We start from the raw sequence: 21642 nt of genomic DNA, 5'->3' as shown, positions 1-21642 counted from the left end.
TGAAGGATCACTTTATAAAACATAACAAGTTTGGAGGAAACGATATATGGATACCTTCTTTATCATTTTGAACATAGTAGTGCTGCTTTTGCTGCTCGGCGTATTAGTCTGGATGCAGAAGAAGCATATTTCTTTTACGAAGAGGGTGTTTGTCGGACTGGGCTTCGGTCTAATCTACGGAGCTATTCTCCAGTACGCCTACGGCTCGGGCTCGGAGGTCATTACGAAATCGGTTGACTGGTTCAACCTGGTAGGTAATGGTTATGTTCGTTTGCTGCAAATGGTAGTTATCCCGCTCATCATGGTGTCGATTATTTCAGCCATTATGAATTTGAAGGGACGACAGAATCTTGGCAAAATCAGCGTGTCCATCATTGCCGTATTGCTGATTACAACGGCTATTGCTGCTTCGGTCAGTATTGTGACCAGCTTGTCGTTCGATCTTAAAGCGATTGAGATTCAAAATGGGGAAAAGGAACAAGTACAGGGTTTGAAGATGGAGGAGCGTCTTGGAACAGTTCAGGATATGACGATTCCACAGCAGGTGCTGGAATTTATTCCATCCAATCCTTTTGAGGATATGACGGGAGCTCGTCGTACTTCGACGCTGGCAGTAGTGATTTTCTCGGCTTTTATCGGGGTGGCCGTGCTTGGACTGGATCGTAAAAAGCCAGAGCAGGCGCAAACCTTCCGTAAAGTAATCGATGCCGTGTACGCTGTAGTGATGCGGATTGTGACGCTGGTACTGAGGTTGACGCCTTACGGCATTTTGGCGCTGATTACTAAAGTTGTAGCCACGACGAATCCGGATGAAATCTTGAAGCTGATCAAGTTTGTGCTCGCTTCTTATGTGGCTTTGTTGGTCATGTTCGTCATTCATCTTATTTTGCTGGCTCTGTTCGGCTATAACCCCGTAACGTATGTGAAAAAAGTATTGCCTACGCTGGTTTTTGCCTTTACATCCCGTTCCAGTGTCGCAACGATTCCGTTGAATGTTGAAACGCAAACGAAAAAGCTTGGTGTGTCGGACGGCATCGCGAATTTGTCTGCCACCCTGGGAGCAACCATTGGACAAAACGGCTGTGCAGGCATTTATCCGGCCATGCTGGCTGTCATGATTGCGCCAACCGTGGGCATAGATCCGACGAGCTGGGATTTTATCCTCACGCTCATTCTGGTCGTTACGGTCAGCTCCTTCGGCGTGGCGGGTGTAGGCGGTGGTGCCACCTTCGCTTCTCTGATCGTGCTTTCGACCATGAACTTGCCCGTAGCTTTGGCAGGATTGCTTATTTCGGTTGAGCCACTGATTGATATGGGGCGCACAGCGCTGAATGTCAATGATTCCATTACGGCAGGACTCATTTCAGGCAAGGTGCTCAAGGAGAATAATCAAGACGTGTTCAACGACCATGGCATGGATTTGGATTCGAAGGCACGCTCCTGATTGGGATGATAGGAACTCTCCACGTAGCCTAGGGGCAGGTTTTAGAGGGAGAAGTATCTGCGTGCATATCAATACTCAGAGTCGGCCATAAGGTCGGCTCTTTGTGTTGTTTTATTGATTTAAGTTATAGCTGTTCACGAATCGTAATCTGTGATACATTAAAATAATGTTTTTCCGGCTTGCTTCGGAAGAACCGCGGTTCGCAACCATCCCGCGCTATCAAAACTAGGAGGCTTTCATGTTTAATTTGCTATGGGGGGCAGCTTTTGTCCTCGTCAATTTTATGTTCTTTTTGTTATGTTATCGTTTATTCGGTAAAAAAGGGTTGTACGCCTGGATTGGTGTGGCTACCGTGCTTGCCAACATTCAGGTAACCAAAACCATCGATCTGCTCGGTATTACGACGACCTTGGGAAACACAATGTATGTTTCTATGTACATGGCGAGCGATTTACTGAATGAAAAATATGGACCCAAAGAGGCGCGTAAAGCGGTGTGGTTCGGATTTTTCACTTTGATTATGACGACGCTAACGATGCAGATGGCGCTGGTGTTTCAGCCTAATGCAACCGATTTTGCCCAGACGCCGATGCAGCAATTATTCGGACTATTACCAAGACTTGCGCTTGCCAGCCTGACAGCTTATGCGGTTAGCCAATTACTGGACGTGCGTCTATACTCCTGGATTCGCAAGTTTTTCCCGGAACGTCACCAGCTCTGGATTCGCGGTAATGGCAGCACGATGATTAGCTCGTTTATGGATACGCTCATTTTTTGCAGCATCGCCTTTTACGGATACGAATGGGGAATATGGCTGGAGCTGCTGTTCACCACCTATATCTTAAAATTTGTACTGACTGCGGCGGGTACACCGATTTTGTACATCGCACGCAACTTCCGCTTTGCAGAAGAGGAGGGGCAGACGCTCAAGCCGTAATTTGGCTTGGGGTTGCCCCTCCTTTTTTGTATAACCAATGTAATCGTTCTTATTCTTAAATATATGAATTGTTCAATGAAGCTTACAGTTGCTTATATTGATATCGTCAGGAAGGTGGTTTGTTCAAAGGTCAAGTTGTCACGGGTTCAGATCATGACGCGAGCCTTGAGAACACATATAAATACATCATTCCAATTGGGATACCATTAGAATGGAATAATAAACTGGAGGTTTTTGAAGATGGGAATGACGAAAAACAAAAAAATGTTGATTAAAGGTGCGGGCAAGTTTATGGCTAAAATTCCGAATAGTGATGAACTCATCACGATTGGAACACTGAACAACATGCTTTTGGACATCCAACTGGATATGCAGGATATCGAGGGTGGAGATTCCAGTGTGCCCTTGGATGCATTGCTTCGTAAAAAAACGATTGATATTACAGCTCAAGATGCCAAATTTGACTTAAATCTGGTCCGTCTCGTCCTCGGTTCCAAGCTTCGTGAAGGTGTTAGCGGAGCGTCTTACCGATTGACAACGGAAACTGTAATGGTTCCGGGGGAATCACCATACCGGGTGCTGCTCACAGAAGACGCAGCGACAAGCCCTGCTATTAAGGCCTACGAGGATGTGATTACAGGCACAGATGTAACCACGGAAGTTACCGTGACAGGTAATAAGGCAGTATTCGATGCATCGTTGGCTGGGAAAAAAGTAGTGATTGTCTATCCTGTCGCTTTGAGTGGAATTCAGCAGGATGATGATGGATTTGTGTGGGAGCTGGAAGAGAAGCACGTTATTCAGGAAGTGAACGGGAAGTGTGAGGCAGAGCTTGTCTTTGGTACCTCGCTGCATACCACGCCTGAAATTTCAGTGCGTACGCTAAATGGAAACAAGCTTCTCAAACGCTCGCTCACCGGAACCCCTACCGAGGAGCAATACCTTGTTGAAGGGGGAAAGCTGACTTTCAATGCGGCGTTGAAGGATGTAGCCATTTATGTAAACTATAAACGCAATGAAGTGGTGGATGTTCTGGATATTTCGAGCAGGGATTTACCGTTGACGGTTCACCTGGTTCATGATGGCCGTTTTGAGCAAAAGGACGGTTCTGTGCAAGGATACCAAACGGAATTGTATCAATGTCGTGTGAAATCCAATTTCACGATTGATGCTCAGCGCCAGCAGGCGGCTACGCATAGTGTAACCTTGACGGTCATTGACCCGGAACGCTTTGATAACAAGCTCGGCACGATCAAGCGTTATGAGATTGCAACAACATCTGCTAACAACTGATACGTAAGGATGTGTTTTCGAAATGAATGAAAGAGAGTTCACCGTTCCATCCAAGAATGAGCCTTCCAAGTCAGATGCGGTGGTAGAAAGTGCAAAGAAGGTTTTGACAGAAGAGGAAGCGCAGATCAAAGAAAAAGCATTCTTTGAAGAAGATGAAAAGGTACGTTTACGTGACGGTAAAACGTATTATTTGCCCCCGCTTGGGTTAAAGGATGCGCGTAAACTGATTACAAAGCTGAATACTATTGATTCCGGCATTATTATTGCAAATCTAATTCCAAATGATCCGGAAGGTACAGATCGTTATCATGAGCTGTTGGATGTGCTGATGATGGGCTTCAAGCCTTACTATAGCTGGATGACTCCTGAGTATCTGGAAGAGTATGTTGACCTTGAAACGGCCAAGCAAATTATGGATGCCATGATCGGTCTGAATGGAATAAAAAAGTCCATGTAGCCACTGAGGATGAGGAGTTGGAGTATGACCGGCATGCTCCTATTGACTGGGCGAATCTCTTTTTTAAGCTGGCCCATTATTGTCACCTGGATAAGCATCAGGTTTGGGACCTTACGCTCCCTCAGTTGGGCTACTATCTGGAGCAGTGTCATGACCATATCGAATTTACCATTAAAGTTTCCTCTATGTCTGCCGGTGGATTATGGAGCGGGACTGGTGGAACGGATCGTCCGGATATCCGCCGTACAGGCCGTAAACAAGTCAGGGAAGACGGCTCTTATATGGGCGACTATAAAATAGCGGACGAAGAAGATATGGCATTTTTGGCTAATATGCTTGGTTGAGAGACACTCCTGCTCTGCTCCGTATGGAGGAGCGGGAGTTTCATTTTATAAAAGGCGGTGAATGTATGGGCAATATAGAGACTGATGTGCTTGTGGAGCTACAGGCATTTATTCAGACACTAAGGCATTCTTCTAATGAAGAGAAGCAGGGGCTAGTTTTACGCTTCGGGCGTTTGGAGGAACACAAGCGCACGTTAAGTACCTTATTAGATTGTAGGACAAGGCCAGAAGTAAACCAGCAAAAACCAGATCAGCCACCAACAGATCTGAGTCAGAGTATGCAAGATGATATGAATGGTACAACGAAGCCGTTGACCCTCCCCATGAATGAATACGTGAGCAAGGTACAGAGTGATAGGGATCAAAGCAGGAAGACGCTAAATGTTGAAATAGCAGATGTGCGAACAGGCTCTATAGAGTATATCGGTATGCGTAAGCACCAAGCTCGGGACTTGCAAAGTGTACTCAGTTTTCAACGTACATTTCATATGCCAGAAGGCGTAACGGAGCTAACCAGAAATGAATATCTGACACGTACAAACGTGCAGCCATCTTATACGATCAACTTCGGTGATGTTGTTGTCCATGTGACATTGCCTAATGTCACGAATAACGTAAGTACGACCCAACTGGAGACCATAGGCAAGAGGCTGGGAAGAGGTCTTCAAAACGGCAGAGCCGGAAGCTTGCGGGATCAGCTTCTTATGAATCCGACCACTGCTTATCGTAGCAGTACATCATATTAATCCATACTCCGTCGTACCGGAGCAAATCATCATTTTTTAATGACAGGAGGTATACATTTTGACTCAGCAAAGTCCCAATAAATCTGAAGATACGATCTACAAAAAGCGATTATTTTATGATAATGGAATTCGCTTTGTCGAGGTTAAAGCCAAGCTAATCAGCGAATATAAGCCACCGGCTCCCACTCTGAAATCCTATGTTAATGAAACGTTTTCCTACTCAGCAGGCTTGGTCAATCGTGGGACCTCACATTATACAGCTACCCTAACACTTTTATTTTACAGTAAAAAGGAATATGCGGACTGGCTATCCTTTATAGGCTCAGAGCACAAATATTATGATGAAAAAGGCACGATTTATACGGGGGTTGTCACAGGTAAACCAGATATTCAAACGGCAGAGCTGGAGACTAAATATATCATCCAAGTCCAAATGTCGCTTATTCGCAAGCAAGGTGATGAATACCGCTGCAAAAGTCAATTCATGGACCTCAAGGGCCATTGGGCATCCAGCTATATTGAGGAAATGGAGCAGCGTGGTATGGTGCCCGTCACAGCGGATGAAGGCGAGGTCAGCCCTTATTTCAGACCGGACGAGAGCTGTACCCGGGCAGAGGGAATCACCTTTTTGATGAGGTCCTACAGGTATGTGGACCGGATTCTAAGGGGGTATTGAGATGAAACGTTGGATTGATGTAGATCCACTGGATTGGTTTTATAGAGATATGTTAGATATGGCACGTTTAGGTCTGGATGCCCGCAACGAGCACAGTTTTATCGAGGGGATGCCCTACGACACTTTTGAACAAGGACATGAACGCATTGTCAAGCGCTTTGTAACGTTCGATGGTCAGCAGGAATTTGCCATTCCCGGCTATCAGATGCATATTGAAAATCCAATTTTTGTTTTCGTCGCTGGAGTTCAGGTACAGCCTGAAAGAATGGAAAACGAAAAAATAACGATGCCCCATCCTTTATCCGGCGGACTTGAGGTGGTATGTATCGCTTATGGCAGACCCGCTTATCAGGGGGATGGCTGTGTTCAAAAACCTTATATGGATACGGACGAAAGTCTGATTACCCTGCCTTCTGCGACCTTGTCCATGGCGGCTGATGATCAGAGCCAAACGAAATATCAGCCGGAGACGGTCACGGTTCTGGGAGCCAAGCTCAAGCGGTTGCCTGTGAAAATCCAATCGGAAGAAGATCCAAAGGAAGTGATTAAGAAGGCATTCGGCTTCAGGCAGGATGCATTTGTGATTCATCAAGGAATTGTGTATCTCCCCTTCAACTATAACGGATTTCCCGCGACTGTCGGATATAACTATCGTGAGGCCGGGAGTGTGCAATTCAAACAGGAGACAGTCGTTGTCAGCACTGCACACGCTCGTTATCATGACCGTTTCTTTCCGAATGTTCGTATGAAAAGAGCACAGTTTCTTGTTTTTCTTCAACAGATGCGGGTGGATATCTATAACAGATATACCGACCGTGGATTGGAGAGCAATACGTATCCACTGAGAACCCTGCTGGACCGAAGCTCTTTCTCAGGCCAATGGTATGAGCAGGATGTTATGGACTTGATAAGTGAGCAGTTTCTAGACGGAAGCTACGTATTTCCGCTCTATGAAAACAATATGCTGGAGCCAGAAAAATGTATTACACGTGCGGAAGCTGTCGTATTTTTAAACCGATTCATAGAATGGGCCCTAGAAAAATTCAGATAGGTGATGAAAAATGAATTTTGAATCCACGATGAAGCGTGTACAGGCTCTGGGGCATCAGCCACGCGTAATTGTAGAGCTGGACAAAATGTCCTATGTCCGCAGTTTGCGGCCAAACCAAGACGTCGTTCAATATGTAAAAGATACGGTCGTTAAAGATTTTTTGTCCATTGATGGTGTGACACAACTAACAAGTAAAAAGAAAGAAACAAAGGGTAGCGAGATAGCCCGCCTCTCCAATTTGCCCATGTCCATGCCTATTCTTTCTAGTTCGAAAATGCGTGGGCATGTTACCGATTCAAATCATATTCAGGGCATGCTGATTACCAGCCGTCACCGTTCTGTGAATCCCAAGCGTCCTCTTCACAAGGGAGTGGACCTGGATTGTGACAAGGGGGATACCATTCATGCCGTATGGGATGGGAGAATTACTGCGGCTGGTGCTGTAAAGGGTTACGGTCACGCCGTATATATCTATCACGGCAACGGCTGGACGACCCGGTATGCTCATTTGAAACCCAATGCGATGATGGTCAAGGTTGGAGATCATGTGAAGGCTGGAGATCCTATTGCTATAGGATGGAACTCGGGTCACAAGAGTAGTAGTGGAGGTGGGGATGGAGCACATCTTCATTTTGAGGTTCGCAAGGATGGCGAGGATTTGAACCCCGAAGCTTTCCTGCGCGGGGAAAAATCCATACAATTGCCAATTCGATTGCTGGATACGGCTGTTCAGAATAAAAGCACAGTCACTCCATCGTTGGAAGCTAGCGCTGTCGACTCCTACACGGAATATAGTATGGAAGCGTGGGCTTATTATGTAAATGCTGCAAACTCTGAAGGCATTACAAGAGGCGGAACAGATATACGGCAGTGGAAGGATTACAAAATTATCGCTGTCGATCCCTCTGTCATTCCGTTGGGAAGTAAGGTTGAACTGTTGGTAGACGGGAACAATTGGGGCGAATATGTGGCTGATGATACGGCTGGCTCCACGAAGGGCAAACGTATTGAAATTTTAATGGAAAATGCGGAGCAATGCCTCCAGTTTGGCCGAAAACCTGTCATTGTGAAAATCAAGCAGTGGGGGGACGGAAGAACTCGCAGCGCAAACTCAGAAGTAGATCAATCCATTGTATCCTACCAGATCAACCGTGCCACGGAGAAGGTATCGTATAGCAAGGATTTTACGGCCCAAAAAACAAGTCTGGACCCTTTGAAATACGTGGATATCGTGGGTGCCACACAATTTTTCACGAATGAAACACCTAATCAGGTCCGCAATGTTTTAGGCTTTCAACGAACAGATGGGGCAGGTCAGGTGAAGAAATTCACGTTTGTTCATGACTGGTTCAAGGCGGGTTGTTTAAGCTGGGCCTATGTTTCGGATATGGATATCGAGGACAGAGTAGAGGTGAAGGTGGACGACCAGGTAGTTGCTACCATTGAAGGGGTAAATGCCAAAAACGGACTCGCTTATCCTCCCTCTATTCCGGTGCCTGGTGGACACCATAAGATCGAATTTTCCATGTCAAATCCTTCCAAGGCGTCGAGAGGTAATTTTGGACTTACTTTTCTGAAAGCCAGAGAATTTGATGTGGAGTCCGTCTCAGCCAAAACAGTCTGGACGTTCGAAGATACCATGAGAACAACGAATGATTGGACTCACGATCAGCAGGTAGTGGTGACGGATCTGGGGGATCAGCAGAAGATATCCACCGCACGGGAAGAGGCTGGCATTGAACGGACCGGGAAAATCAGGAAATTTCCATTTACGATGCGGTTCCGAATCAAGGCCGATCAGGGAACACAAGGGAAAATCATGATGTCTAACGGCTCCAAAGCCTTTGTGGTCAAGGTTACAGATCAAGGGGTTTCTACGAATGTCAGCTCCTATAGCCATAACCATATGAGCGAGTACACCGACTATGTTGTAACCTGCCATAACGAAACGGATATGGATGTATATATAAAAAGCATACTGCCAGGCGGTATCGAACAATGGGAAAATACCCGGGTACGCGGCGTATCCGAGGATGATACGACGAACAGACTTCGATTTTCTGTATCCAGCGGTGGTCTGTATATTGCAGAGGTTAAATATGCTTTTCATGATTACTCAATTGAGCAGTTTGCCACCCATATCGCAGATACGTATAAGGAGAAATGGTATGACGTTGGCGGGTTTCAGTATGAGGATACCGCTTCACTGGAACGGGATGTAATGAACTGGGAGGTTCATTCTCACATGGACATGTCTTCTACCTCAGCCACCGTAACTTTAAATAATGCGAAAGGGATCTACTCCCCCTCCTTGGAACGGTACGCTGCATTTTCTGATTGGAGGAAGCAGCCACCTAACGAATTTACCTATTGGGAGGAGGGAGAGCGACGGCATTTAATTAGTGAAGGGACTCCCATCCGTATTTATGCAGGTTACGGCGATGAACTGGTACGTGTATTTACAGGCATGATCAAGGGGGAAATTGAGGAGGATGCCGAGAGAAGAACACTTACATTTCACTGTGTAGACCGTTATGACATGCTGGAGGAATTTATATTTTATAAGGATATGGTCTATCCTCCGGAGGAAGCGTATGCTGGGGACGGCGGTGCCTTTGCCTGGATGAAATCCAGTATCGTAAAGGATATTGTGGTTGCAGCCGGTCTTGATTCATGGCGTGTGCACAGTGAAGATTGCCAATACCCTGGTCTAGATTTAGACGAAACCGTGTATGGTGATGTGAATAAGGGCAATCACTCCTACATGAGATTTGATCCCAAGACAGGAGAACTTCAGACAATTCTCAAAGATCAAGAATGTATGAAGACAGCCGAAGGCTGGGAAAATCCTTTCGTAGCAACGGTATCCTTCAAGGCGGGAACAAGGGCATCAGATGCTATACAATCGCTCATACAGGATTTGCCCTATGATGTCAGATGCGATCGTTACGGAACGTTTGCATTGAAACGAATGAATTTTCTGGATACTCCGGATTGGGATCAGGTAGCGCGTTCCAAGTGGGAATTTACAGATGATCATTTGCTTGAAATGACGTCTTCTACCGACTACTCGCGTGTTCGTAACCATCTGATGATTTCTGGTTCTGAGGGGTTAACGGAACATTTTCTGGATAAAAGCCTGATGGTCGCCACCAAAGGGAATATGAGAACCGCCGGATTACAGCTACCGTGGATTGAAGAGCAGGATGGTGCATCCATGCGTGATCTCAAGCAGCAGATAGCGAATAAAGTATTTTTTGATATGAAAAGACAAGCCCGTACCAAAAACATTGTCATTCGCGGCAACCCCCTCATAGAGCTTTTGGACGGGTGTTATGTGTATGACAACCTTACCTGTAATGCGGGATATTATCTGATTAAGGGCAACAGGCTGATCGGTAATGAATGCGGCATGATTAACTATTTGGAGCTAACCTGGTCTGCTCTTCCTGCTAAATCCTGATTTTGACCGTATGATCCATAACAAGATAAAAGGAAATGGCATTACGCAGCCTGCGTTAATTGTCGTTTCCTTTTTCTTATATTGAAGGAGAAGGTGAGGTGTGAACTTTGGAGAACCAGAATTTTACGAACTCCAACGAGGTATTTCCGATTATTGATCTGATTCGACGCGAAGTACGTAAGGAAAGGGTACATGCGGGTCAGACGGACGACTTGTTGGAAAAAAAGGCTCAGGAGGAGCCCAATGTCATTACCATCGACGTGGCCCGTGAAATGCTTCAATATCCTGCATTGGTAACGTCAGTGTTATACACCTATGATAATGGCTTGCTGGAACGGCTAACGCTGTATCGGGACGATCTTTTGCAGGTGACCGGATTTTTTATTGAATTTGAAGCCTCCACAACCCTGAATGCAGAAATGGAAGAAGAGGCTGATATTCCATCGTTAAACGCTATACGGGGAAGCATTATTCGTGAACATGGCATGTTCAAAAATCTGACTCTTGATTATGTAAGGGCGGTGTAGTCGTTGTCCAGTGGTGCTAATTTTGCAAGCTATATGGTAGGAGGGCGTTTGGACCCGCCTTTTATGCCAACGAAGACCCAACCGTACATTGTGGGCAATCGGATAGAATCCAGAGGAATTGGCAAGGTAGAAAGCACAATGCAAGTCAGCCATGATTGTGAGCTGCTTGCGGTAGCTGTGGGAGCGTCCTTTTATGAGTCCAGTGATTATTGGAATCTGTATGTAGGGGATAAGCTGGTATGCCAACGTATCTTCACGAAGGATCTACCTGAGGGGATGTATTTTACAGCCGTTATTCCTTGTCCGACAGGGACGGAATTTCGTTTTGAGTTTTTTAATGAAGGCGGTAGGAACAAGGATATATGGGTGAACTATCAAATGCTCCAATAGAAAGGAGGTGAAACATAATGCCAGAGGATAGTCCTTGGCTGGAAATGCTCGTTAACGAAGATCAGCTATTAAGCCAAATCGTTACCCTGTGCGCTCAAAACGGATGGGATATGGTGGATGAATTTCATAAGGTCGTCTATTCGAGCCGACTGTCCAAACCCACGATTCAGTGCTTCTCTCTTCCACTCGTCAATTCCTATGTAGATATTCCCAAGCTTGCGCATAAGGGTGACTACTTTGTGTATTTGGATGACGAGCTTATGCCGTCTTCCTATTATTCAGCAGAAGAGAAAAAGGATGGCGGACAACGCATTAGCTTCGCGTCGGGGGTTTCAGGAGAGGCGGCTGTTTATTACAGTGATCTAAACGGCTCGGAGGAATTTGAATTTGTTGTAGCCAAGCACTATATTTTGCGGAATGTATCGGGACACCTTTTTGGCATGGCCATGCTGGGTAGTGTGAAGGAAAAGCTGCACAATACAGGTTCAAAAATCCCGTTTGCTGTTCTCAGGAACCATGCCGGCTGGGGAACGCAGCTTGAGCCACAATCTGACGGGATATTCTCTTGGGCTGTTCAGAAGATCGAAGAGGACAACCTGTTTGAGCGTCATACGATGTATTTTTATCAATTGGAAAAGTTCGTGAATACGAGCAGAATGATTGTAGGCTGGGATAAACCTGCTGATTTTAAAAGACTCGCTTTGGATGTAGAGATTCAATCCTCTATGTGGGGATTGCACGATGAGACCCAAGCGCTTCAATTTATGATTACGCATCAATTTCCTCAATTCTACCAATCTCCTTACGTTGCTTCGCGGACGCGGATTCCGCAATTGGATCGCTTTGAACAGGTAGCCACCATGAATGTGAAATTCACGAACTGGTGGCAGGACAGCAAGGTCCAGCTTAGAGGTTACGTGGATGCAAAGACTGTCATGCTGGTTTTGCTGGCAGATACAGCACCTGCCTGGGAGCGTAATGCAGTACCTTCGATCCCGATCTATATGGGCGATTTTGATGTCAAGGGCAATACCTATTCAATAATGAACGAGAGTTGCGTTTTTGAACTGAATGGCGGTGAGGAATCTCGCAAAGCAACCTTTTCCTCGGATAGTCCTATGGTTAATACCGGATCGACGATGAAAGTGTGGTTATCGGGAGATGTGGCTGCGGAATCAAACTATATTTCTCTACGTGTTGCAGGTCAGGAGCTTGTAAAGCTACGAACCACGGAAGCCCACACCCCCGTCCATACCAGAGATCAGGCAGAGTACCTTGGAGAATTCTCTCTCTACGGGGTGGATGGTAAAAATTCATTTGACTTGGAAGTGTTCTCTTCTTCCGAAGTTGGTGGCTTTAGTCCTGTTTCCGCAAGAGCCTGGGTGGAGCTTCAAATCTATACAGAAAACGCGGGGGCTACAGCCGCTCTATTCGCAGGGACTGCATTTGCAAAAGACGGCTTAAGTTTAGAGAGTGCGCTCAGTCAATCGGCCCGGTTTGACTATGATGATGCAGATCCAAAACGTCATCAGGATACGCTTATGCCGATGTTAAAAGAATATCCTGTTCATCCGAGTAACGGTATTGATTCTGTCATGGTCAAGAGAACAAAGTATGGTGCGCGTTATCAATCGTACTATTTTGCCTGGACTGTTCCGTCAAACAGGATGCCTCCCTTGCGGGAGGACACGACTGGAGCCAAGCACGTCCGAGCCTGGAACAACAGCGATATGAGCAGTGCCTATCAGTATCAGTTTAATCCATCCCGCTACACGGAGCAGGTACATTCCTCGAGAGCTTTATTAATCCATCCGGAAGATGGTACGCACGGAACACTACGAAATGTTATTTTACTGTCGCCCCTAACTATAATGAACGGGGATGAGCTGGAGGCCGTTGATGAATACTGCACCGATGGAGAGGGTCCTAAGCACCAGACGTATTCTTATTATCTGACAGAGGGCATATCACCATTGACCAAGCGGGCAGCGACACCTTATCGACCAGCGGGTATCGGTATTCTGAAAGCTGGAAATCTTCGAAGGCCAGAAAAACGGTTACCTATTTCGCCGCCTCCGTTCGTTGTATCCCTGACTCCGTCCCATATTTCTGTCCATGCGGGGGAGGGAGTGGAATTGATGTCTTCCTATAACAAGCATTCTCCGGTATTGATCTCCAACTGGTTTGCTTCAAGTGGTGCGAATCCAGAAGGCCATACGGTGAATAACGCCCGCTTTACTTTTCATAAAGAGGGGAAGTATACCGTAACCTTTACCTTAACGAATGAGCTGGGACAGACAGGAACGGCGACAGCGGACATTACCGTAGTGAAGTAGCAAAGAACACATCGTAATTCAAGGAAAGGGGAGAAACAAATGTCATTCATTGATACGACAGCAGCAGCATTTACTCCAAAAGTAACGGAAGCGGACTTACAGCCCCGTTTGGGAGAGTTGCTGGCTACCGCAGGCTGGAAAGTTGCAGCCAATTATAAAAGGGTCATTTTCGACGCCAATATTACCCATCCCTCAGATGCAGTGAGGAATTATCAAAATTTCCGGATTACAGTTGCCGAACATTTTATATATTCCAATAAGGATAATCAAAGCTTTGGTATCGCCATCGCCGGAACATGGTACCCTCGACTGGTTGATTATGTGAAGCGTCCGGATAAAGATTCCTACAAGCAATTTGGGGAATGGGCAACGAATGAATTCCGCAAATACCGGCTGTCCCATACTTTATATGTGTACATGCTGGAGGATTTAAAAGGATTGAAACCAGACGGTGCAGATGTTGTACTGGCCTGGAATGATAATTCTGAAGCCGGACAGCTTCGAGCAGCGCTAGATATCGAAGTAGAGGAATCTGCCTGGAAAACAACGGTTAGCGGTCCTATGTTTACGGTGACTAAAGCAGAAGGAGCACGTATGCAGTCACCGATCATGCAAGCAGGTCTGCGCTACAAGTTGATGGAGTCATACTACAACAACTCTTTTAACTACCCTGTCCAAAACACAAACTGGTGGAGTGATTCTGAAATTTCCGTGAAAGGGACTCTTTCGGACACGAATTTCTTTTTCACTATTCAGTGTGATAATGTACCGGCTCCAGAAAACAATCTGGTTCCGATCATTCCGCTCTACTTTGGCAAGCTGGACCCGGTTGAGGAAGGCGATAACGTCTATGCCTTATTCGCAGGAACGGTTCCGATCAGAGATACGGTGGATGGAGTTGCTACGTATGACTTTGACGATACCACCACCAGACAACCCCATATTATGCCTTTATTAAAATCATATCCTAACTTTCCGGCTAATGGTATGGATAATATCATGGTTAATCGGGCCAAGCTGGGTGCAAGATATCAAGCCCATTATCTTTCCTGGAATTCACCACCCAATCTCATGCCGCCAGCCAGAACTTCTGTTGACGGCAAGAAAGATTACCCGCGCGCCTGGAATAATGCTGAAAATCCTTTGTATAAATACACTTTCAATCCTTCTCGTTACAGTGGGAAGGTGCATACTTCCAAAGTATACGTTATTCACCCCGAGGAGGGTGTGCGCGGTACGTTAAAAGATACGATCTCCTTGGCTGCCTTTTCCTTTAATGCCAACAAATTAAGAGTCAAGCGGGCTCACTGTCCAGATGAATTTGATGTATACCGTTACTTCTTGGTAGAGGGAATTTCCCCATTGACCAAAAAACCAGGTACTCAATTCAGATCTGCGGGCATTGGCTTGTATGTGAACACAGTAGATGATGAAGGAAATGAAATAAAACCAACTACCCTATAGTGTAGCTTGGCTAATCTAATATTAGAGGTGATTGATTGTGTCGTGGTTTGATGGAGATGCTACTTTTCAACTGTTTCCGCAGGAATTGGAGAAACAATTCAATGCTCATGGCTGGAACGCGTTTATTAAATACCGGGCAGTAACCGGGAACCCTAGAAATACAGCGACCAAATTCGCTGACGTCCGATTGTTCAGATCCACAGGCAGTGACGGTCAGATACGTAATTTCGGCATGGCTTTTGGTTACGGTGGAACGGTCAAACAGCCCGGGGAGATGGACTTCATCTCACAAAACTCCATGCTTGGAGAAGCACAGCGGGTACAAGGTAGTGACACGCAATTGCAGGTCGTCGTACGTCCTGTAGAGGCGGACTCGGAGATGCTATATAAGAATGGCGTATTCGTTCAGAAGACAGAATATACCTTTGAACCTTACAGTGGCGTGTTTAAGCTGAATAAAGCTGCACTAGCAAGCGATCAATTTACCGTATCCTATGCACCTGCTGCTAATGCTCCAAGTCTACCCAAACGTTTATTTTTCTTTACCTTCGATGATGTGCGCTCGGAAAAAATCGTAGAAGCTGTAAATAACGGAGTAAGGGTAGGCGACCCTGAATCCCTTCTTCCTGACGGAGATGGAACTCGTCGAGAATTTAAAATACCTGCTGACACGACCATCAAGGCAGGAAGCGTCCGGTTATATATTAATCAGGTAGAGGTTTCTCCTGCCGATTTTACAGTTGACTACGATACCAATACGATTAAAATCCCAACAACAGTGAAGGCGCCGGACGCCGGTAGTGAGCTTCACGCTTCTTATATCAGAGTACTGGCGGGTACGGGAACAGACATGATTAATTTCGGGGATGTGACTACCCGGAACTTTGACCCGGATTCCGGAGCAAGCTTAATGGACGCTGTGTACTCCTGCATATACTATATTTATCCTTCGTTGCCTACAGCGTTGTCCTTTACTTCACTGGATAATTATACTCGCGGCTGGCAGCGTGATTCCAGCATCTATTATTGGGGGAACTTCAACAAAGACCGTATTGTTATGTTTCTGCGTCCCGATCCTACCTCGGGTCCTGAAAACACATACTTTGCACCACTTTACATTGGCAAAATGACCACGCTTGGCAAATCGCCAAGGAAAAATCACGTGCTGATCTCCGGATGCCGGGAAAAGGACGAAGTGAAATGGAAAAAGGATATGAAGCTAGGTGCCACATACGTAGATTATGGACTGAATACCTCGAACGGTAACAGCTCGGTACAGCTTCAACAATCTATTGGCGGAACGTATTACCAACAGCATTATCTTGCCTTCATTACACATGACAAACAGGTGGATGCAGGTGAGTCTCGTTTCAATCCTTCGGTATACAGCGGAAAATACCATATTTCTCCTATGTATGTGGTTCATCCAAATGACGGTTTTGTCGGTAAGCTGGATGAATGCTACGCTGTTCATCCGAAAAATATCTCTCAGCTTGACGAGCTGGAGGTCGTGGAAACGACAGATCATGAAATTCTGGGCACAGGTGATGGGAAAAATAAGGTATTCCATTTATCTCATCAGCCTTCATTAAAAGATGATGGTACACCATTCAATCTGGTGATCAAAGTCAATTGTGTCGAGGCCAAATTTGGCACAGATTACACATTGGATTTGGAAACCAAGCAAATCACGTTCCTGGACGGTAAAGGACCGAAAGCGGATGAAGAGGTTCTGGCCACCTATGAGTACAAACAGATTTACCGTTATACCTTGGCGGATACACCTGTGAGTCCGTTCACACTGGCTACCATTAGTCCATTCGCTCCGATCGGCTTGGGTATTCTGAAGGAAACGCTTGTTAAGAACAGTTAACCTACAGGGTTAAAGGAGGTCGGCGGTGACATGCTGGACGGTAAAAAATCTTACCTGATCAGTATCACCGCCCTTTTTTCTAAAAAGGGCTATGAACTGGCATTTGGTACAGACATGATCTTGGATACACAGCGGGATACACGTTACCATCTGTCTGCTCCTGTGAATAGTACGTACCGAACGCTGAGGCAGGATACGTTAAAGAATGCATCCAAAGCTCCATATTCCACTACAAGTTTATTCGGGAGAGATTGGAGAGAGGCAGCCATTGCTGGTGAATTCGAGGGTCAAACCGTGGAAGCTGTTCACTCGACCATTGTATCTTACCTATCAGATATTCACAGGCATTTTAGAGGAGAAATCAGACAGAAAGTGCAGCAGCCTTCACATTCCACAGCGTCAGATGCGCGTTGGAAAATCGGTAGCAAGATCCATTCCATGGAACATGCAGATTCTATTCAGCAGGGATATAGGCAGGAGTCCATTCAGGCTGATTCTATTTTTAATGCGGTGCAGGAAGAAGACGCTGTTTCTGAAATGAGGCAGCAGGTAGAGGCTTCAAGTGATGCTTATGAATCCGGGAAGGTTTTCTCTATCTATGAGGGACTTCTTGATGCAGGCTCTGTATCTGAGCAGCGTCAGGGTAACGGATCGCCTTCTTCAGAATCTGCAATTCACGGAGAAATGGTGAAGCAGGGAGACAACGTTGAACAACAGACGGTTATTCACCAGATATTTCAGGATCGAGAAGTAGTGGTAGAACAGCAAGACGCGGCTGAAAGCCTTGCGATGGAAACTCTTTTCCAGCCAGCAAGTGAGGCGTTGCGCTATCGAACCGATATTCGGGATGCCCTGATTGAAACATCAGAGTCTAGTGTGAAGAAACAGATTTTAGATTCGGATGAAATCAACGATTTAACAAAAGCCGGGAAGCTTGAACAGATAGTAGGGACTATTCCCGATGATCTACTGGGGACAGATGCTAGAGCAAAGGATGATGATGCCCCAGTAGAAGCTCGTATGGCGAAGTCTGACAAAAGCGAGGATACTATCATGAATCGGCAGACACCTGCTAGACAGCGCCAGTTTATAGATTCCACCGATGAGCATAGCACTGCTGCTTCCATGCGTTCTGGCACTGGTACTGAACATGAACGAATGGGCGCAACGGAGTTGAACCAAGACAAGTTCATGATGATTCAAAAGTCCGCCACAGGTAAAAGTATATATCTTCAAGAGGCTACGGAATCTCAAGGCAAACTGGCAAAAGAAATCCGCTCTATATATGGCGAACAAGCGATGGGACTGGTCGAAGCGGGAATGGGAAGTGACCTGCCAGAGGGCTTGCAACAAGTTGACGTACCCGGTATACCAAGCTCGATTGAAAGTGTAATTCAGCGAATGCAGGAGGCTTCAAACGGCGGCTCGCTGGAGGGAGTTCAAGGTCACTCGGTGGTAGGAAGCATGGAATTCGCTGGTGGCACGATAGGTGTGCATACAGAAACGGTTACAAGTGGTTTCGCTTCCTCAGGCCGTAACAGTCTGATCGAGCCTACAAGCGTATCCGTCTATAAAAATGAACAAGTCTATCCTACCAGTCTAGATCAGTATAGAGTAGCTTCTCCATACGACGACTCTAAAGTTCTGCCAGTGGAGCAGAGCAGTACAGCTTATATTCATGCCTCCACAGATGCCGACAATGAACAATTAGGTTCAGCATTATCTGAACATCACGCAACGTTAGACGACTCTCAGCGTGGAGAGCGGATATATGTCAGTGAAGAAGGAGAGTTGGACGACCTTAGTTCTGCGGATTTTAATCAATTGGAGTTGGAGACGCAGCCTGGAGAGTTACTTGCAGCTGATGTTCTGAGAGAAATGATTGCAGAGTCTCCTGAAATCAGCAAGATGGCTCGAATGCTCCGGATTATGTACGGTGAGCAAGCGATGGAACTGATTGAAGCAGGCATTGAAAATATTGTGGCAGAGGCTGTGAAGGAAGGGACAACTCAGGCTTCGGTTGGTCTAATTACAGATAGCGTCATTCATCATTTGGAAACATCATTGGGTGGTGGTTCGCTGGAAGCTATCCAGATTCGTTCGGATCAAGCCAATATTGAGCATACCGAAGGAACGTTACAAACGAATGCTGTACAAGGAAGCAAGTCTTCCGCTGAAAAGGGACAGCTTACGAATTCCGAATCCGGTAACTCCTATTCTTCCAAGGAAGGTGCGTATCATGCGATGGAACATGCAGAAAGACGCATGTCTACTGAAGCTGAAATCCAAGCGTTGGGCAAGGCACTTATTAGCTCGGATTGTGCGAATGTCATGATACAGGACACGCAAACAGGCAGAACCTTCTCCAGCACTACAGGTGTCACGGATTCCATGGAACAGGGCGTTCTCCAATCGTTTATGGATGGTGAATACAGTCATTTGGAGAGTGCAGCCATGAGAAGTGGAAACTTTGATGCAACGGAGTCAGGGCCACTGGAAAGCGCACAGTATATTGGCGAAATGGAAGCGGAGAAAGTCGCACTGGTTCCAGCAGAGCGAACAAGCATTGAGAGCTTGGAAGCGGAGGAAGTCACGCTGGTTCCGTCGGAACGGATAAGTATAGAGAGCCTGGAAGCGGAGGAAGCCACGCTTGTTCCATCGGAACGTGTAAGCATCGTGAGTTTGGAAGCCGATCGGCATGAGGTTAAAGCTGGCGAGCTTTTAGAACAGACGAGGGAAGCTGACGTTACTTCATCGGAGCACGCTTTTGTCTATCCGGATATTCAAGCAAGTGTTATCACTAACGGCACTTGTGCTGACAGTCAGGAATATAATCAGGTCTCCGATGCTGTCCTCGTTGACGGAGAGCAAGCAGCCTCTATGGAATCGGTTCGCGAGACGATTACAGATGAGATCGATCAGGCGAACAGCATCATGAGAACGAATGAGGCTGTGATCGAGCAGGTGCATGGACAAGGTAACAACGTTGAAAATGTGCTTGAAGTCATATGGGTTCATGAGGAAGGTTCCAACGGTGAGAAGAAGGCATACACCAGTGTCAGAGACGGTCTTGAAACTGCCACGCTAGGAGATATCAGCAAAATGGTGGATATTCGGGAGCTGGAACAAGGCCAAGCCAACGAGCAAACGTTGGAAGCGGTGGTGCCTGCTCATACCGATGCAGAGCCTATTTTAAAAATAGAAGAAACCGACCTGCATGTTATATCTGAAGGTACTCGTAAGAAGAAGGTCATGTCTACAAATATTGAGGATGAACACCAACAAGCTAGCAAAAAGAAAAAGGTAATAAAAACACAGATTACAGATGCACAAGAAGGTACACGTTTGAAAAAGACAGTTACTGTTCGTATTGAAGCCCCAGAGTCGGCCAAGCGGCATAAAACCTTGAAGACGGTGATCGAGACTCCATCCGAAGCTACGAATCAATCGATACCGGGCATGCCTAAACGTAAGATATGGATGATTATGGGCAAGATCGCTTCTTGGAACATCTGGAACTGGAAGAAGACAAGGTAGGTGATAGAAATCTCATGGGGATTTATAAGAAATGGAGTGGATTGATTTTTGATGACGTGTTCCAAAGTGGAGAAATCCATTCCCGCTACCAATTATCTCCGACAACGGCTTGCGCCCTGGATACAGGTTCACAGCAGTTAATCATGTCCCACACTGAACCGGAAACCATGCTTTTGTTTGATGCACCAAAGGATGAGCCTACCCTGCTGTTAGAAGTTACTGCCGACTATGTTCCTATTGCATATGGTGACGAAGGGGGCATTGTCATCTGGCAGGATGGCTACCATCGGCTGGAATTCCTGGAGAGTAAGGATACGACGACCCGGGAGTATAGCCGATGGCGGGCAGAGAAAAAGGGCAACCGATGGACCTTTTATGCTGATCGCGGATTGGGGTGGGAGCTATTTGACTCGGCTGATCTGGAGGCTGAAAAAATAGGTGTCCTCTTAAAAAGTCCACAACGTGATGAATATGAAAAGCTTGGCTTAGACAGGCTCGTGTTATGTAAAAGCAACAAAATAACGATGGGCAATTTGCCAGAGGGGTATTCCGTGTTTTTATGCAATCCTGATGGATATGCTATTGCTTCCTCCAAGGTAGAGCCCACGTGGACAGGGGTTCATTTGGAGCTTCCGACAATGCCCTTTAGCGGCATACTGAGGGTCTATGATGAAAATGGTGTTCTTTTATCGAGCCTTGGCGCAATGGATATGTACGGTGGTGATCTGTATCTGTATGGTACCGATCTTCGTGTGCTGTGGAAGGATAAAGAGCTTAGTTTAAGCGGGGCAACCTACCTGGGCACAATGTATGACAATACCATTCAGGTGCAAATGGAGCTATATAATCCCTCGAAAAATAAGAAGGCCGAGCAGATCTCGATGGGGATCCTGAAATATCTGGAGGAGTTTGGTTATGAATGGGCGGACTTGAGTCATGATGATGGAACGGATCATCCGCAAGGGGATTATATGCAGCGACTCCCTATGGGAACTCTGCCACCTGACGGCAAGATGAAATTCTGGATGAAGATAGAGCGCAAAAATGAGCACTTTGGCATCAAGCCTCTTCATTTTATTTTGGATATTACTCATATATAAGGAG

The 21642-nt window shown here is 46.2% G+C and carries 16 protein-coding genes; all 16 read left to right on the top strand.

The genetic code is table 11. From position 1 onward, the window contains the following. The first annotated feature begins 46 nt into the window (after positions 1 to 46). The 16 genes from L696_RS0106400 to L696_RS0106325 all read left to right on the top strand — a co-directional run bounded on the left by L696_RS0106400 (position 47) and on the right by L696_RS0106325 (position 21638). The gene (locus tag L696_RS0106400) at positions 47 to 1444 is read left to right on the top strand and encodes an L-cystine transporter (protein ID WP_025682907.1); all 1398 of its coding nucleotides are present in this window, start codon (positions 47 to 49) and stop codon (positions 1442 to 1444) included. A 238-nt stretch (positions 1445 to 1682) separates the two neighbouring features. Continuing rightward, positions 1683 to 2381, top strand: coding sequence for a queuosine precursor transporter (locus L696_RS0106395; RefSeq protein WP_025682906.1), 699 nt, complete (start codon positions 1683 to 1685; stop codon positions 2379 to 2381). A gap of 240 nt (positions 2382 to 2621) precedes the next feature. Next, a complete protein-coding gene (locus L696_RS0106390) occupies positions 2622 to 3674 on the top strand; it encodes a hypothetical protein (RefSeq protein WP_025682905.1) in 1053 nt (350 codons plus the stop codon). A gap of 22 nt (positions 3675 to 3696) precedes the next feature. Further along, the gene (locus L696_RS0106385) at positions 3697 to 4131 is read left to right on the top strand and encodes a hypothetical protein (protein ID WP_025682904.1); all 435 of its coding nucleotides are present in this window, start codon (positions 3697 to 3699) and stop codon (positions 4129 to 4131) included. Positions 4132 to 4148: 17 nt separating this feature from the next. After that, entirely contained in the window at positions 4149 to 4475 is a 327-nt protein-coding gene (locus tag L696_RS0106380) for a hypothetical protein (RefSeq protein ID WP_245233304.1), read from the top strand. 65 nt (positions 4476 to 4540) lie between these two features. Continuing rightward, complete coding sequence (locus tag L696_RS0106375) at positions 4541 to 5221, top strand: hypothetical protein (protein WP_025682902.1); 681 nt, start codon at positions 4541 to 4543, stop codon at positions 5219 to 5221. A gap of 58 nt (positions 5222 to 5279) precedes the next feature. Next, positions 5280 to 5897, top strand: coding sequence for an S-layer homology domain-containing protein (locus L696_RS0106370; protein ID WP_025682901.1), 618 nt, complete (start codon positions 5280 to 5282; stop codon positions 5895 to 5897). A gap of 1 nt (position 5898) precedes the next feature. Further along, entirely contained in the window at positions 5899 to 6948 is a 1050-nt protein-coding gene (locus L696_RS0106365; RefSeq protein WP_025682900.1) for a hypothetical protein, read from the top strand. A 10-nt stretch (positions 6949 to 6958) separates the two neighbouring features. Continuing rightward, on the top strand, positions 6959 to 10411 hold the full coding sequence (locus L696_RS0106360) for a peptidoglycan DD-metalloendopeptidase family protein (protein ID WP_025682899.1): 3453 nt from the start codon (positions 6959 to 6961) through the stop codon (positions 10409 to 10411). Between the two features lie 107 nt (positions 10412 to 10518). Further along, a complete protein-coding gene (locus L696_RS0106355) occupies positions 10519 to 10938 on the top strand; it encodes a hypothetical protein (RefSeq protein ID WP_025682898.1) in 420 nt (139 codons plus the stop codon). Positions 10939 to 10941: 3 nt separating this feature from the next. Next, entirely contained in the window at positions 10942 to 11328 is a 387-nt protein-coding gene (locus L696_RS0106350) for a hypothetical protein (protein ID WP_025682897.1), read from the top strand. Positions 11329 to 11345: 17 nt separating this feature from the next. After that, a complete protein-coding gene (locus L696_RS0106345) occupies positions 11346 to 13664 on the top strand; it encodes a PKD domain-containing protein (protein WP_025682896.1) in 2319 nt (772 codons plus the stop codon). 39 nt (positions 13665 to 13703) lie between these two features. Beyond that, positions 13704 to 15128: a hypothetical protein gene (locus L696_RS0106340; RefSeq protein WP_025682895.1), complete on the top strand. Its 1425-nt coding sequence runs from the start codon at positions 13704 to 13706 to the stop codon at positions 15126 to 15128. A 37-nt stretch (positions 15129 to 15165) separates the two neighbouring features. Continuing rightward, positions 15166 to 17001 carry a major virion structural protein gene (locus tag L696_RS0106335; RefSeq protein ID WP_025682894.1) on the top strand — a complete coding sequence of 612 codons (1836 nt, stop codon included), beginning with the start codon at positions 15166 to 15168 and terminating at the stop codon, positions 16999 to 17001. 30 nt (positions 17002 to 17031) lie between these two features. Next, the gene (locus tag L696_RS0106330) at positions 17032 to 20538 is read left to right on the top strand and encodes a hypothetical protein (protein WP_025682893.1); all 3507 of its coding nucleotides are present in this window, start codon (positions 17032 to 17034) and stop codon (positions 20536 to 20538) included. A 14-nt stretch (positions 20539 to 20552) separates the two neighbouring features. Next, positions 20553 to 21638 (top strand): hypothetical protein, encoded by a 1086-nt coding sequence (locus L696_RS0106325; RefSeq protein ID WP_025682892.1) that lies wholly within the window; start codon positions 20553 to 20555, stop codon positions 21636 to 21638. Positions 21639 to 21642: the final 4 nt, after the last annotated feature.

It is taken from the genome of Paenibacillus maysiensis, from assembly GCF_000520815.1.
Taxonomy (GTDB): domain Bacteria; phylum Bacillota; class Bacilli; order Paenibacillales; family Paenibacillaceae; genus Paenibacillus; species Paenibacillus maysiensis.
This window is presented reverse-complemented; position numbering and strand designations above follow the sequence as displayed.